General features: G+C 32.5%; 12 protein-coding genes. 8 read left to right on the top strand and 4 right to left on the bottom strand.

The features are described from left to right. Positions 1-262 precede the first annotated feature (262 nt). Entirely contained in the window at positions 263-3,769 is a 3,507-nt protein-coding gene (gene sdrE / locus KI230_RS02765) for an MSCRAMM family adhesin SdrE (RefSeq protein WP_064128576.1), read from the top strand. Between the two features lie 118 nt (positions 3,770-3,887). Next, complete coding sequence (gene sdgA / locus KI230_RS02770; RefSeq protein WP_001106738.1) at positions 3,888-5,360, top strand: serine-aspartate repeat adhesin O-glycosyltransferase SdgA; 1,473 nt, start codon at positions 3,888-3,890, stop codon at positions 5,358-5,360. Positions 5,361-5,483: 123 nt separating this feature from the next. Here sdgA and sdgB read toward each other — a convergent pair whose 3' ends face one another. The 4 genes from sdgB to KI230_RS02790 form a co-directional block, all read right to left on the bottom strand. Then, positions 5,484-6,974 carry a serine-aspartate repeat adhesin O-glycosyltransferase SdgB gene (sdgB, locus tag KI230_RS02775; RefSeq protein WP_045177056.1) on the bottom strand — a complete coding sequence of 497 codons (1,491 nt, stop codon included), beginning with the start codon at positions 6,972-6,974 and terminating at the stop codon, positions 5,484-5,486. Positions 6,975-7,255: 281 nt separating this feature from the next. Continuing rightward, positions 7,256-8,134 (bottom strand): GTP cyclohydrolase FolE2, encoded by an 879-nt coding sequence (gene folE2, locus KI230_RS02780; protein ID WP_000134232.1) that lies wholly within the window; start codon positions 8,132-8,134, stop codon positions 7,256-7,258. A gap of 12 nt (positions 8,135-8,146) precedes the next feature. Continuing rightward, positions 8,147-8,812 (bottom strand): bacillithiol biosynthesis deacetylase BshB2, encoded by a 666-nt coding sequence (gene bshB2 / locus KI230_RS02785; RefSeq protein WP_000129068.1) that lies wholly within the window; start codon positions 8,810-8,812, stop codon positions 8,147-8,149. A gap of 13 nt (positions 8,813-8,825) precedes the next feature. Further along, complete coding sequence (locus KI230_RS02790) at positions 8,826-9,188, bottom strand: YojF family protein (RefSeq protein WP_001557152.1); 363 nt, start codon at positions 9,186-9,188, stop codon at positions 8,826-8,828. 275 nt (positions 9,189-9,463) lie between these two features. Here KI230_RS02790 and nagB point away from each other — a divergent pair, with 275 nt between their 5' ends. The 6 genes from nagB (at position 9,464) to KI230_RS02820 (ending at position 16,063) form a co-directional block, all read left to right on the top strand. After that, the gene (gene nagB, locus KI230_RS02795) at positions 9,464-10,222 is read left to right on the top strand and encodes a glucosamine-6-phosphate deaminase (protein WP_000866419.1); all 759 of its coding nucleotides are present in this window, start codon (positions 9,464-9,466) and stop codon (positions 10,220-10,222) included. 76 nt (positions 10,223-10,298) lie between these two features. Further along, entirely contained in the window at positions 10,299-10,931 is a 633-nt protein-coding gene (gene hxlA, locus KI230_RS02800) for a 3-hexulose-6-phosphate synthase (RefSeq protein ID WP_000422861.1), read from the top strand. Between the two features lies 1 nt (position 10,932). Further along, positions 10,933-11,481: a 6-phospho-3-hexuloisomerase gene (gene hxlB, locus KI230_RS02805; RefSeq protein WP_001051594.1), complete on the top strand. Its 549-nt coding sequence runs from the start codon at positions 10,933-10,935 to the stop codon at positions 11,479-11,481. A 112-nt stretch (positions 11,482-11,593) separates the two neighbouring features. After that, entirely contained in the window at positions 11,594-12,241 is a 648-nt protein-coding gene (locus KI230_RS02810; RefSeq protein ID WP_000667095.1) for an HAD family hydrolase, read from the top strand. Positions 12,242-12,742: 501 nt separating this feature from the next. After that, positions 12,743-14,143, top strand: coding sequence for an MFS transporter (locus tag KI230_RS02815; protein WP_000347061.1), 1,401 nt, complete (start codon positions 12,743-12,745; stop codon positions 14,141-14,143). Between the two features lie 543 nt (positions 14,144-14,686). Then, on the top strand, positions 14,687-16,063 hold the full coding sequence (locus tag KI230_RS02820; RefSeq protein WP_001100838.1) for a long-chain fatty acid--CoA ligase: 1,377 nt from the start codon (positions 14,687-14,689) through the stop codon (positions 16,061-16,063). The last annotated feature ends 1 nt before the right edge of the window (position 16,064 follow it).

The following is a 16,064-nucleotide window of genomic DNA, read 5'->3' on the forward strand; positions in this document are numbered from 1 at the left end:
TACATTAAAAGTACAAACGAATAAGAAAAGCAATTAAACACAGTATCAAACCATTTAAAACAATTGATATAAAAAACAAACGAATAATTAAAAATTACTAGAATTAATTTATTCAAACCAAAGTGTAAAATAACAGTCTTAGATAAATAAATTTATTTAAAGTATTGTGCTTTATCTAAAAATGTATTACGATGGGAATACAAATTTTTATATGTAAAAATATTAATTTTTTGCAAATATTGATATTTTAAAGGAGATTTATATGATTAACAGGGATAATAAAAAGGCAATAACAAAAAAGGGTATGATTTCAAATCGCTTAAACAAATTTTCGATTAGAAAGTATACTGTAGGAACTGCATCGATTTTAGTAGGTACGACATTGATTTTTGGTCTAGGGAACCAAGAAGCTAAAGCTGCTGAAAACACTAGTACAGAAAATGCAAAACAAGATGATGCAACGACTAGTGATAATAAAGAAGTAGTGTCGGAAACTGAAAATAATTCGACAACAGAAAATATTTCAACAAATCCAATTAAGAAAGAAACAAATACTGATTCACAACCAGAAGCTAAAAAAGAATCAACTTCATCAAGTACTCAAAAACAGCAAAATAACGTTACAGCTACAACTGAAACTAAGCCTCAAAACATTGAAAAAGAAAATGTTAAACCTTCAACTGATAAAACTGCGACAGAAGATACATCTGTTATTTTAGAAGAGAAGAAAGCACCAAATAATACAAATAACGATGTAACTACAAAACCATCTACAAGTGAACCATCTACAAGTGAAATTCAAACAAAACCAACTACACCTCAAGAATCTACAAATATTGAAAATTCACAACCGCAACCAACGCCTTCAAAAGTAGACAATCAAGTTACAGATGCAACTAATCCAAAAGAACCAGTAAATGTGTCAAAAGAAGAACTTAAAAATAATCCTGAGAAATTAAAAGAATTGGTTAGAAATGATAGCAATACAGATCATTCAACTAAACCAGTTGCTACAGCTCCACCAAGTGTTGCACCAAAACGTGTAAACGCAAAAATGCGCTTTGCAGTTGCACAACCAGCAGCAGTTGCTTCAAACAATGTAAATGATTTAATTAAAGTGACGAAGCAAACAATCAAAGTTGGCGATGGTAAAGATAATGTGGCAGCAGCGCATGACGGTAAAGATATTGAATATGATACAGAGTTTACAATTGACAATAAAGTCAAAAAAGGCGATACAATGACGATTAATTATGATAAGAATGTAATCCCTTCGGATTTAACAGATAAAAATGATCCTATCGATATTACTGATCCATCAGGAGAGGTCATTGCTAAAGGAACATTTGATAAAGCAACTAAGCAAATCACATATACATTTACAGACTATGTAGATAAATATGAAGATATAAAATCACGCTTAACTCTATATTCGTATATTGATAAAAAAACAGTTCCAAATGAGACAAGTTTGAATTTAACATTTGCTACAGCAGGTAAAGAAACAAGCCAAAATGTCACTGTTGATTATCAAGATCCAATGGTCCATGGTGATTCAAACATTCAATCTATCTTTACAAAATTAGATGAAGATAAGCAAACTATTGAACAACAAATTTATGTTAACCCATTGAAAAAATCAGCAACCAACACTAAAGTTGATATAGCTGGTAGTCAAGTAGATGATTATGGAAATATTAAACTAGGAAATGGTAGCACCATTATTGACCAAAATACAGAAATAAAGGTTTATAAAGTTAACTCTGATCAACAATTGCCTCAAAGTAATAGAATCTATGATTTTAGTCAATACGAAGATGTAACAAGTCAATTTGATAATAAAAAATCATTTAGTAATAATGTAGCAACATTGGATTTTGGTGATATTAATTCAGCCTATATTATCAAAGTTGTTAGTAAATATACACCTACATCAGATGGCGAACTAGATATTGCCCAAGGTACTAGTATGAGAACAACTGATAAATATGGTTATTATAATTATGCAGGATATTCAAACTTCATCGTAACTTCTAATGACACTGGCGGTGGCGACGGTACTGTTAAACCTGAAGAAAAGTTATACAAAATTGGTGACTATGTATGGGAAGACGTTGATAAAGACGGTGTTCAAGGTACAGATTCAAAAGAAAAACCAATGGCAAACGTTTTAGTTACATTAACTTACCCGGACGGTACTACAAAATCAGTAAGAACAGATGCTAATGGTCATTATGAATTCGGTGGTTTGAAAGACGGAGAAACTTATACAGTTAAATTCGAAACGCCAGCTGGATATCTTCCAACAAAAGTAAATGGAACAACTGATGGTGAAAAAGACTCAAATGGTAGTTCTGTAACTGTTAAAATTAATGGTAAAGATGATATGTCTTTAGACACTGGTTTTTATAAAGAACCAAAATATAATCTTGGTGACTATGTATGGGAAGATACTAATAAAGATGGTATCCAAGATGCAAATGAGCCAGGAATCAAAGATGTTAAGGTTACATTAAAAGATAGTACTGGAAAAGTGATTGGTACAACTACTACTGATGCCTCGGGTAAATATAAATTTACAGATTTAGATAATGGTAACTATACAGTAGAATTTGAAACACCAGCAGGTTACACGCCAACGGTTAAAAACACTACAGCTGAAGATAAAGATTCTAATGGTTTAACAACAACAGGTGTCATTAAAGATGCAGATAATATGACATTAGACAGTGGTTTCTATAAAACACCAAAATACAGTTTAGGTGATTATGTTTGGTACGACAGTAATAAAGATGGCAAACAAGACTCAACTGAAAAAGGTATTAAAGATGTGACAGTTACATTGCAAAACGAAAAAGGCGAAGTAATTGGAACAACTAAAACAGATGAAAATGGTAAATATCGTTTCGATAATTTAGATAGCGGTAAATACAAAGTTATTTTTGAAAAGCCTGCTGGCTTAACACAAACAGTTACAAATACAACTGAAGATGATAAAGATGCAGATGGTGGCGAAGTTGACGTAACAATTACGGATCATGATGATTTCACACTTGATAACGGATACTTCGAAGAAGATACATCAGACAGCGATTCAGACTCAGATAGTGACTCAGACAGCGACTCAGACTCAGACAGCGACTCAGACTCAGACAGTGATTCAGATTCAGACAGCGACTCAGATTCAGATAGCGACTCAGATTCGGACAGCGATTCAGACTCAGATAGCGACTCAGATTCAGATAGCGATTCAGACTCAGACAGCGACTCAGATTCAGATAGCGATTCGGACTCAGACAGCGATTCAGACTCAGATAGCGACTCAGACTCAGACAGCGACTCAGATTCAGATAGCGATTCGGACTCAGATAGCGACTCAGATTCGGACAGCGATTCAGACTCAGATAGCGACTCAGATTCAGACAGCGATTCAGACTCAGATAGCGACTCAGACTCAAACAGTGATTCAGATTCAGACAGCGACTCAGACTCAGATAGCGACTCAGATTCGGACAGCGACTCAGACTCTGATAGCGACTCAGACTCAGACAGTGATTCAGACTCAGATAGCGATTCGGACTCGGATGCAGGAAAACATACACCTGTTAAACCAATGAGTACTACTAAAGACCATCACAATAAAGCAAAAGCATTACCAGAAACAGGTAGTGAAAATAACGGCTCAAATAACGCAACGTTATTTGGTGGATTATTTGCAGCATTAGGTTCATTATTGTTATTCGGTCGTCGCAAAAAACAAAACAAATAATACAATATGACCCAGGTCCTTGTGGCCTGGTTTTTTTATAATTACACATGCAATAGATGTATTTTTCATATAAAATAAACAATAAAGATACGGAATAAAACTTATATGAGGCGATAATATGAATTACATTTTAGGAACAATTTTAGAAAGTAAAATTACAGGTGTAGAAAAAGCGCAAATAAATAGATTGAAGTTGTTCAAACAACACGGCATATCTTCAAAATGTGTATATGTTAAATGGAATCCTTATTCATACACATATGCGAAGCAACATCAGATTGAAAATGATGTATTTACAATGTATGACTATTTTCAAAAAGCAATCAATTATAAAAAGACAAAGCAAGTTAACTGGATACAGTATTGGGAAAAGTCATGTAGGTACACATTGAAATTTGTGGAAAATTCAAATGATGTCAGAATATATGATGAAGAGCAATTTGTAATGTATGCTCATTTTTTAGATAAACAGTATCATCAATTAAATTATGTGAATTATTTTGATCATAAAAGAAGAAAAGTAAAACGCGAATTGTATGATGGAAGAGGCTTTTTAAGTTGTTCTCGAATTTTAGGTGAAGGACAACGGATTGTACTCGAAAATTACTATACACCTAATGGGGAAATCGTCATCCAAAAATATTTTGACGATATAAAAGGGAAAAACACGCTCACAAAGGTTATCTTAAATGAAGACCAGCATCAACAATTTTTTGATACAGAAGATGAATTAGTTCAATATTTTCTCCATCAATTATGTAAAAATAATGATCAAATCATATTAGATCGTCCTCATGAATTAGGAAATGTTATAGCGGGATTAAATCAAAGTATTCCAGTTATTGTTGTGCTCCATAGTACACATTTATCCGGTGCCGGTAATGGTATAAAAAGTTTTTATAAAACAGTGTTTAATAATTTAACACGTTATAAAGCGATTGTTGTATCAACAGAAAAGCAATGCCAAGATATTTCACAATATATTGAAAATAAAATACCAGTTATCAATATTCCGGTTGGCTACGTGGCAAATTTAAAGTATCAATTTGACATCAATCAAAAGGAGAAAAATCATATCATATCAATTGCTCGCCTCGTTGAAAATAAACAAATTAAACATCAAATTGAAGTAATCAAGCAATTAGTAACAAAACATCCCAATATTCAATTGAATATTTATGGACATGGAAATGGTTTGTCAGAATATCGACAACTTGTAGAAGATTATCATTTATCGGAACATGTAAAATTTCATGGTTTTAAGACGCATATTAATGAAGAGATTGCTAAAGCAGAACTGATGTTATCGACAAGTAAAATGGAAGGTTTTGGCTTAGCAATTTTAGAGTCGCTTTCAGTAGGTACACCAGTGATCAGTTATGATGTAGATTATGGTCCATCAGAACTGATTCAAGATGGATTTAATGGCTATTTAGTACCTCAAGGTGACATCAATCAAATGGTTGAAAAGGTCGACCAATTACTAAATAATACTCAAAAATTGCAACAGTTTTCGATTAATAGCATAGAATCTGCACAACAGTACAATGCAACTACTATCAGTACAAAGTGGCAAAATATTTTAAACTAAGTCAAAAGAAAAAAGCATTTTCCTAGAATCATCTATTTAACAAACCTCGTTCATACAAACTTACATGTTTAGTTAAATGACATAGGAAAATGCTATTTTTGTAAAAATAAAGGTAAAGTACATTTATATAAGACGAACAAATTGGTCCCATTGTTTAATTAACGACGCTTTACTATATTGTTGTGCTTTTGCCAAACTACCTTTTGACAGTCGTTGCTGTACTTCAGGATGATCAATCACATATTTTACTTTATCAAATAGGGCATCTTCATCATTTTTAGTAATTAAATAACCATTGAAATCAGGCGTAATTAATTCGTTAGGTCCATATTTAATATCATAACTAATAACTGGAACACCATGTGCTAAAGATTCAAGTAGCGCTAAAGAGAAACCTTCCATGTTACTTGTTATTAAACTCAAATAGGCATCGCTATATTCTTGGTCTAGATTGCTTAAAAAGCCGCGTAAGTAAACATGATTTTCCAATCCATATTTTTGTATCAATTCATTTAATTTTTTACTTTCAGAACCAAAACCATACATATGAAGCTCTATTTTTGGGACATACGATACTAAGCGTTTAATTAATTCAATTTGTTGATGTAATTGTTTTTCAGGTGAATAACGAGCAACGGAAATTAATTTAACACTGCGCTGATCTAATGTTTGGACTGGTGTATCAATTGTTTCACTATAGCCGACAGGAATATTAACAACTGGAATAGTATGGTTAATACGTTTTTCAACATCTAATTTTTGCTGCTCAGTAGAAACGATAATTGCACGATATCGAGATAAATTTTCAAACATCGCTTTATATACATTTTTAAATGGCGATGAATCTAATGCATCAATATTTTTAATGTGTGTACTGTGAAGCACAGCTACTACTGGGATTGACTCAGGTGTTAAGTTGAAAATAGGTGCTGTATACACATTACGGTCACTGAAAAATAAATCCCCATGTTGATATAGTTGTTTAATGAAAAATGCGCCTAATTCCGTTTCATTATTAAAGAAATATTGTTTGTTAGCATAGTAAACAATAATTTTTTGTACTTCTGGTTTGCCATCCTTGTAAGAAAAATACTTTTCTAATTTTGTGTCACCTTCTGGATTATAGAAAAATTCACATAATGTTTGTTGTTTATCAACAAGAATCCTACTACAACTTAAAAAGCCACGCACATCATAAAAATCACGTTTTACTTTTCGTCTTTGACTATCAAAATGATTCACATAATCTAATATACGATATTTAGGATCTTGAAAATGGGCATACATTAAGAAACGCTCTTGATCATATATTCTAAAGTCATGACTATTTTCAACATGTTTTAAAGTATAATAACATTCATCAGTCCAATACGACAACCAGTCAAATGGTTCATTGCGTTCTAAATATGTTGCTTCTTGGAAGAAATCATACATATTAATATAGTCAGAACTAGTAATATAATTTTGGGCATTTCTATATAAATATCTATTCCATGACAGAAATACACATTGCGCTGGTCTTCCCATTTCTTTAAATAAATTTAAACGATTAATAATTGCTTTCTCTATCCCAGTTAAATTAACACCTAAACTATTACCTACAAAATAATTCATTTACAACACCACTTATATCTATTTTTTATAATTATATCACATAATATTTAATTACTTCTTTTAACTGGAAGATGTGTTTATTTATAAAACAACAAGTTTTGATATTTATAATGGTAGTAGTTATTCAGTCAACTACGACCAATATATCATTGTAGAGTTTAGGAAATTGATTTATGACTCAGGCACATCAAATGAGAAGATTTATAAAAGAGATATACAACTCTAGAAGGTATAATAAAAACGCGCAACTACTGTTACGCGTTTGAATTAATCATATGATATTATTTGCGATACTTTAATTTAGCGAAAGCATCATGTTGATGGATAGACTCTTCATTACGACATTCGATATCGAAACCGTCTAACCAATCAAATTCAACTAAGTCCGCGGCAATTAAACGAATTAAGTCTTCGACAAAACGTGGATTTTCATATGCACGCTCTGTCACACGTTTTTCATCAGGACGTTTTAAAATAGGGTATAGAATTGAACTTGCATTAGCTTCCATTGCATCTAAAATTTTATTTTTATAGTCATCAACTATGTCTTGATCTTTATTAATATATGTTTTAACAGTGACAACACCACGTTGGTTGTGCGCTGAATACTCACTTATTTCTTTTGAACAAGGGCATAGCGTTGTGACAGTTGCTTCAATAGTAAGTTCTTTACGTGTAACTTTATCACCGTCAATTGCTAATCCATAAGTGACATCGGCATTACCAACTGCTTTAATATTTGTGGTTGGACTATAGCGATCAAAGAACCATTTCCCAGAAACATCAACGCCTGCCGCATTTTGTTTCATATTCGTTTGTAAAGTGCGTAACACCTGATAAAGTGTATTAAATTCAAGTTCAATACCATTATCATAGTGCTTTTCAACACTTTCAATTATACGGCTCATATTAATACCTTTTTCGTCTTTTGTTAAACTTGTTGAAAAACTAAATGTGCCAGCTGTTTGATACTGGTCAACAAGTACAGGGTACACTAAGTTTTTAATACCAACTTCTTCTATTTCAAATAAAAAATCTTTATGTGTACTTTGTAAGTCTGTCATTTCGTTCTTAGTAGTAGGTTTCGTGCCTTCAATAGGATCTACGGAACCAAAGTGTTTCCAACGACCTTCTCGTGTCGATAAATCAAATTCAGTCATTTTTTTCCTCCGTTAAGATTTAAAGTGATATGTCCAATATGGTTCGACTGTTAAAAAGCTGTGTTGTTTACCATCGATTTCAGGACTTGCTAATTGTTTTAAAAATGGACCTGTTTGAGAAGCATGTGCTTCAAATGCCTTAATTTTAAGTTCTTTAAAATCTGTAATATCATTTTGAATATCAGGTTCTCCAAGAGCTTCGGTTGCATCATTACTGAACGCAACTAAAGTTAAACGAGGGCGTTCTTCTTTAGGCATGCGTTCAACCGTTCGAATTACAGCATCTGCTGTTGCTTCGTGATCAGGATGTACTGCATATCCAGGATAAAATGAAATAATCAATGATGGATTTGTATCATCGATTAAAGATTTAATCATACCATCTATATGTTCGTAGGGTTCAAATTCGACAGTTTTGTCACGTAAACCCATTTTTCTTAAATCAGTAATACCAATAACTTTACAAGCTTCTTCTAGTTCACGCTCACGAATACTTGGTAATGATTCGCGTGTTGCAAATGGGGGATTACCTAAATTTCTGCCCATTTGTCCTAGGGTTAAACATGCATATGTTACAGGTATGCCTTTTTGGATATAACTTGCTAATGTGCCTGCAGATGAGAAGGTTTCATCATCAGGATGTGGAAATATTACTAATACATGTCTTTCGTCAGTCATGTTGATGCCTCCTCTATAAATTAAATGGTCGCTCACTAATTTGAAGTGCTGCAGCGAGTTGACCTTCGTAATTAAAACCTGCAATTAAAAATTCATCATGTTCATTGACCTCAAAATGCGTTAGACCTTGTACATAAACCCAACCACCATTTGATAGTTTAAGACCAATGCGATAAGGTTCTTTATTACCACCTTTTAGTTGTGCATGCGTATATGTTACTTGTATGTTTCTTAAAAATGTACCAGCATTAAAAACACGTTGATCGAAATGGTTCGCATAGGCCCCATTTGTCGTTTCAACATGCAGATACACAGGTTTATGTTCAAAAGAAGCAAGTAAATCTATAACTTCTTGTTCTTTAATTGGTTCCAACACGTTCACTCCTTACACTATCAATGTGTTTATCTTTCTATTTTACTAAAAACTATTCAATAATTGTATACGATTGCTCAATTATTTATAAATTAATTTTCATGAAGGGTAATTACTCAGGATTACGCAATCATACAGCATTAGTTTTTTACTTTTAAAAATCAAAAATTTGTTGGAATTTGAAAAGTGTTAAACATTAAAAATGATGCTATATTAATGGTGTATGAATGAATTCATAAGTTTTTAAAATGTATTAAATTTGTGGAGGCATGTAAACAATGAAAGTATTAAACTTAGGATCGAAAAAACAAGCATCATTCTATGTTGCATGTGAGTTATATAAAGAGATGGCATTTAATCAGCACTGTAAACTTGGTTTAGCAACTGGTGGTACAATGACAGATTTGTATGAGCAACTTGTTAAGTTATTAAATAAAAATCAGTTAAACGTAGACAATGTATCCACGTTTAATTTAGACGAATATGTAGGTTTAACCGCATCACATCCGCAAAGTTATCACTATTATATGGATGACATGCTTTTCAAACAATATCCTTATTTTAATAGAAAGAACATTCATATTCCAAATGGAGATGCCGATGATATGAATGCGGAAGCGTCAAAATATAATGACGTTTTAGAACAACAAAGTCAACGTGATATTCAAATTTTAGGTATTGGAGAAAATGGTCATATTGGATTTAATGAACCTGGTACGCCGTTTGATAGTGTTACTCATATCGTTGATTTGACTGAAAGTACTATTAAGGCTAATAGTCGATATTTTGAAAACGAAGATGATGTTCCAAAGCAAGCCATTTCGATGGGACTTGCTAATATTCTTCAAGCCAAACGTATCATTTTACTCGCATTTGGTGAAAAGAAACGTGCTGCTATTACACATTTATTAAATCAGGAAATTTCTGTTGATGTTCCAGCCACATTACTTCACAAACACCCGAATGTTGAGATATATTTAGACGACGAAGCTTGCCCGAAAAATGTTGCGAAAATTCATGTCGATGAAATGGATTGATTGCAATGTTTAATTAAGAAATGCCTCGGGAAAGGTTCCAATAGAAAGATAAAAAGCATTGGAAGGATGATTTTTAGTGGAATTACAATTAGCAATTGATTTATTAAACAAAGAAGACGCGGCTGAGTTAGCAAATAAAGTAAAAGATTATGTAGATATCGTAGAAATCGGTACGCCAATCATTTACAACGAAGGTTTACCAGCAGTTAAACATATGGCAGACAACATTAGTAATGTAAAAGTATTAGCAGACATGAAAATTATGGATGCAGCTGATTATGAAGTTAGCCAAGCAATTAAATTTGGCGCGGATGTAATTACAATACTAGGTGTTGCAGAAGATGCATCAATTAAAGCAGCTATTGAAGAAGCTCATAAAAATAATAAACAATTACTAGTTGATATGATTGCTGTTCAAGATTTAGAAAAACGTGCAAAAGAACTAGATGAAATGGGTGCTGATTATATTGCAGTACACACTGGTTATGATTTACAAGCAGAAGGGCAATCACCATTAGAAAGTTTAAGAACCGTTAAATCTGTTATTAAAAATTCTAAAGTTGCAGTAGCAGGTGGAATTAAACCAGATACAATTAAAGATATTGTCGCTGAAAGTCCTGATCTTGTTATTGTTGGTGGCGGAATCGCAAATGCAGATGATCCAGTAGAAGCTGCAAAACAATGTCGCGCTGCAATCGAAGGTAAGTAATATGGCTAAATTTAGTGACTATCAATTAATTCTAGATGAATTAAAGATGACTTTGTCACATGTTGAAGCGGATGAGTTTTCAACTTTTGCATCCAAAATACTACATGCTGAACATATATTTGTAGCTGGCAAAGGACGTTCAGGATTCGTGGCGAATAGTTTTGCAATGCGCTTAAATCAGCTCGGCAAACAGGCACATGTTGTTGGAGAATCAACGACACCTGCGATTAAGTCGAATGATGTATTTGTAATTATCTCTGGTTCAGGTTCCACGGAACATTTAAGATTATTAGCAGACAAAGCAAAATCAGTAGGTGCTGACATCGTATTAATTACTACAAATAAAGATTCTGCAATAGGCAATCTAGCTGGGACGAACATCGTTTTGCCTGCAGGTACAAAATATGATGAACAAGGCTCGGCACAACCATTAGGAAGTTTGTTTGAACAAGCATCTCAATTATTTTTAGATAGTGTTGTAATGGGATTGATGACTGAAATGAATGTTACGGAACAAACGATGCAACAAAATCATGCTAATTTAGAATAAAATAAAGATAGTCGATAATATAATGCCTAGGCAGAAATATTATCGATTATTTTTTTATTTAAATAATAAATTATAGTATAATATCAATAATAAACGAATAGGGGTGTTAATATTGAAGTTTGACAATTATATTTTTGATTTTGATGGTACGTTGGCAGACACGAAAAAATGTGGTGAAGTAGCAACACAAAGTGCATTTAAAGCATGTGGCTTAACGGAACCATCATCTAAAGAAATAACGCATTATATGGGAATACCTATTGAAGAATCATTTTTAAAATTAGCAGACCGACCATTAGATGAAGCAGCATTAGCAAAGTTAATCGATACATTTAGACATACATATCAATCTATTGAAAAGGACTATATTTATGAATTTGCGGGTATAACTGAAGCCATTACAAGTTTGTATAACCAAGGGAAAAAACTTTTCGTGGTGTCTAGTAAGAAGAGTGATGTATTAGAAAGAAATTTATCGGCTATTGGATTAAATCACTTGATTACCGAAGCTGTTGGATCCGATCAAGTAAGTGCATATAAACCAAATCCTGAAGGCATACACACAATTGTGCAACGCTACAATTTAAATAGCCAACAAACGGTTTATATTGGTGATTCAACATTTGATGTTGAGATGGCGCAACATGCTGGTGTACCATCTGCAGCAGTAACATGGGGAGCACATGATGCAAGGTCATTACTTCATTCAAATCCAGATTTTATAATCAATGATCCATCAGAAATTAATACAGTATTATAAAATTTGTTAAAACAGAGAATACCATGGTTAAAATGTATATTCATAAATATTAGATTATACATAGAAATATTTCGCTTTAGATTAGGAATGTAAAATAAATATTTATTAAACATTATGAATTTTTAAAGAGTAATGTCTGACTCGTTGATCATTTATTTTTGTAAAAATAAATTAAAGTAATGACAAAGTTATTGAAGTAAATTGAGTATAAACATTTAAATACGATGTCGAAAATGGCGATAGCATATGACTTACATGAAGTTGTGTGCTATCGCTATTTTTAGTTATAATTCCAAAAAGTTAATCGTTCGATGATTTAAGAATTATTATTGTTTAATTCAAATGTATGAGGGTATAAAATCATTGAATTTAATTCGATAAAGTGAAATTTTTGAGTAAACATACTTTTGTATTTATATAAAAGTTTAAATTCTTATAAATTTGACAAAACTAATTAACTCCGTATAATTATGAAACATACAAGAGGGAGTGTATGAATTCATGGATTTTAATAAAGAGAATATTAACATGGTGGATGCAAAGAAAGCTAAAAAAACCGTTGTTGCAACCGGTATCGGTAATGCAATGGAATGGTTCGATTTTGGTGTCTATGCATATACAACTGCGTACATTGGAGCGAACTTCTTCTCTCCAGTAGAGAATGCAGACATTCGACAAATGTTGACTTTCGCAGCATTAGCCATTGCGTTTTTATTAAGACCAATTGGTGGTGTCGTATTTGGTATTATTGGTGACAAATATGGACGTAAAGTTGTATTAACATCTACAATTATTTTAATGGCATTTTCAACATTAACCATTGGATTATTGCCAAGCTATGATCAAATTGGACTTTGGGCACCAATACTATTATTGCTTGCAAGAGTACTGCAAGGATTTTCAACAGGTGGAGAGTATGCGGGGGCAATGACATATGTTGCCGAATCATCTCCAGATAAGCGTCGTAACTCATTAGGTAGTGGACTAGAAATTGGGACATTATCAGGTTACATAGCTGCTTCAATTATGATTGCTGTATTAACATTCTTTTTAACAGATGAACAAATGGCATCATTTGGTTGGAGAATCCCATTCTTACTCGGTTTATTCCTAGGATTATTTGGCTTATATTTACGTCGTAAGCTGGAAGAATCACCAGTTTTCGAAAATGATGTTGCAACACAACCAGAAAGAGATAACATTAACTTTTTACAAATCATCAGATTTTATTACAAAGATATATTTGTATGTTTTGTAGCTGTTGTATTCTTCAATGTTACGAACTATATGGTAACTGCATATTTACCAACCTATTTAGAACAAGTTATTAAATTAGATGCAACGACAACAAGTGTATTAATTACTTGTGTCATGGCAATAATGATTCCATTAGCATTAATGTTTGGTAAGTTAGCGGATAAAATAGGTGAAAAGAAAGTATTTCTAATTGGTACTGGTGGGCTAACATTATTCAGTATCATCGCATTTATGTTATTACATTCACAATCATTTGTTGTAATAGTAATCGGTATATTTATATTAGGATTTTTCTTATCAACTTACGAAGCGACAATGCCAGGGTCGTTACCAACGATGTTTTACAGTCATATAAGATATCGAACTTTATCAGTAACATTTAATATCTCTGTTTCGATATTTGGTGGTACGACGCCATTAGTTGCAACATGGTTAGTTACGAAAACTGGAGATCCATTAGCACCTGCGTATTATTTAACAGCAATCAGTGTTATTGGCTTTTTAGTTATTACATTCTTACATTTAAGTACAGCAGGAAAATCTCTAAAAGGTTCGTATCCAAATGTAGATAACGAGCAAGATAGAGCTTATTATGCAGAACATCCAAAAGAAGCATTATGGTGGGTTAAAGAACGTAAGAATTAGAGATTTTAATAAAAAGTATAAATCAATCGTATATAAGCACTTTAAAGCTAGTAGGTTCTGCTAACTTTAAAGTGCTTTTTAAATTGAGAACTGTAATTAGCCGTAATAAAGTTTTTGTATATACATAAACCCCCACTGCAATGATTATCGCAATGGGGGAAAGAGGGGACTTAAAGCATATGTTTAGCTTTGAATACTTAAAATTCTCTTGCTATTGAAATGTTAGGATGTAAATATGTCTTAGAGTATTTTGTCCAACGCAATTAATATTGAGACTCTAACCTTCAATATTATTATAGAGAACACAAACTTAAATAGATTGGGTGACTTATTTGTGTCAGTTATTGCGATTGCGATAACTTCTTTTCTCTATATACATATAGTAACGTCTTATCTAATAAAAAACATGGTACTACAGTATCAAATTTATCTAGGGCTTAAGTTTGATTTTTATAATAGGCAGGTTTACCTGATAAAAATACTTATTCATTATATAATGTTAACAAGATGTATTTTAAAGTTTACATTGAGTGAGGGATATTGATGAACGTAATATTAGAACAGTTGAAAACACATACTCAAAATAAACCTAATGACATAGCATTACATATCGATGATGAAACAATTACATATAGTCAACTAAATGCCCGCATCACTAGCGCAGTGGAATCTTTGCAGAAATATTCACTTAACCCTGTCGTTGCTATTAATATGAAATCACCGGTGCAAAGTATTATTTGTTATTTAGCTTTGCATCGTTTACATAAAGTGCCTATGATGATGGAAGGTAAATGGCAAAGTACTATACATCGTCAATTGATTGAAAAATATGGTATTAAAGATGTAATTGGAGATACAGGTCTCATGCAGAATATAGACTCACCGATGTTTATTGATTCAACGCAATTACAGCACTACCCCAATTTATTACATATTGGTTTTACTTCAGGGACAACTGGACTGCCAAAAGCATATTATCGTGATGAAGATTCATGGTTGGCTTCTTTTGAAGTTAATGAAATGTTGATGTTAAAAAATGAAAATGCAATAGCAGCCCCTGGACCACTATCGCACTCGTTAACATTATATGCGTTATTGTTTGCTTTAAGTTCCGGTCGTACTTTTATAGGACAGACCACTTTTCATCCTGAAAAGTTACTTAATCAATGTCGTAAAATATCATCATACAAAGTTGCTATGTTTCTTGTTCCAACGATGATTAAATCATTATTGTTAGTTTACAACAATGAACATACAATCCAATCATTTTTTAGCAGTGGAGATAAGCTGCATTCTTCTATTTTTAAAAAGATAAAAAATCAAGCAAATGACATAAATTTGATTGAATTTTTTGGTACATCGGAAACCAGTTTTATCAGCTATAATTTGAATCAGCAAGCACCAGTTGAATCAGTAGGTGTGCTATTTCCAAATGTGGAATTGAAAACAACGAATCACGATCACAATGGTATAGGAACTATTTATGTAAAAAGTAATATGATGTTTAGTGGCTATGTAAGTGAACAATGTATAAATAATGATGAATGGTTTGTTACTAATGATAATGGCTATGTAAAAGAGCAGTATTTATATTTAACGGGACGTCAACATGATATGTTAATTATTGGTGGTCAAAATATATATCCAGCACATGTTGAACGCCTTTTAACGCAATCGTTGAGCATTGATGAAGCAATTATCATCGGTATTCCAAATGAGCGTTTTGGTCAAATAGGCGTATTGCTTTATTCTGGTGATGTGACACTTACACATAAAAATGTAAAACAATTTTTAAAAAAGAAAGTGAAACGCTATGAAATTCCATCGATGATTCATCATGTAGAAAAGATGTATTACACTGCAAGTGGTAAAATTGCTAGAGAAAAAATGATGTCGATGTATTTGAGAGGTGAATTATAAT

Origin of the sequence: Staphylococcus sp. MZ3 (genome assembly GCF_018622755.1) — a bacterium.
Classification (GTDB): Bacteria; Bacillota; Bacilli; order Staphylococcales; family Staphylococcaceae; genus Staphylococcus; species Staphylococcus aureus.

Coding starts and splice junctions, on each gene's coding strand:
- sdrE (WP_064128576.1), top strand. CDS start 263: ATGATTAACAGGGATAATAAAAAGGCAATAACAAAAAAGGGTATGATT.
- sdgA (WP_001106738.1), top strand. CDS start 3,888: ATGAATTACATTTTAGGAACAATTTTAGAAAGTAAAATTACAGGTGTA.
- sdgB (WP_045177056.1), bottom strand. CDS start 6,974: ATGAATTATTTTGTAGGTAATAGTTTAGGTGTTAATTTAACTGGGATA.
- folE2 (WP_000134232.1), bottom strand. CDS start 8,134: ATGACTGAATTTGATTTATCGACACGAGAAGGTCGTTGGAAACACTTT.
- bshB2 (WP_000129068.1), bottom strand. CDS start 8,812: ATGACTGACGAAAGACATGTATTAGTAATATTTCCACATCCTGATGAT.
- nagB (WP_000866419.1), top strand. CDS start 9,464: ATGAAAGTATTAAACTTAGGATCGAAAAAACAAGCATCATTCTATGTT.
- hxlB (WP_001051594.1), top strand. CDS start 10,933: ATGGCTAAATTTAGTGACTATCAATTAATTCTAGATGAATTAAAGATG.
- KI230_RS02815 (WP_000347061.1), top strand. CDS start 12,743: ATGGATTTTAATAAAGAGAATATTAACATGGTGGATGCAAAGAAAGCT.
- KI230_RS02820 (WP_001100838.1), top strand. CDS start 14,687: ATGAACGTAATATTAGAACAGTTGAAAACACATACTCAAAATAAACCT.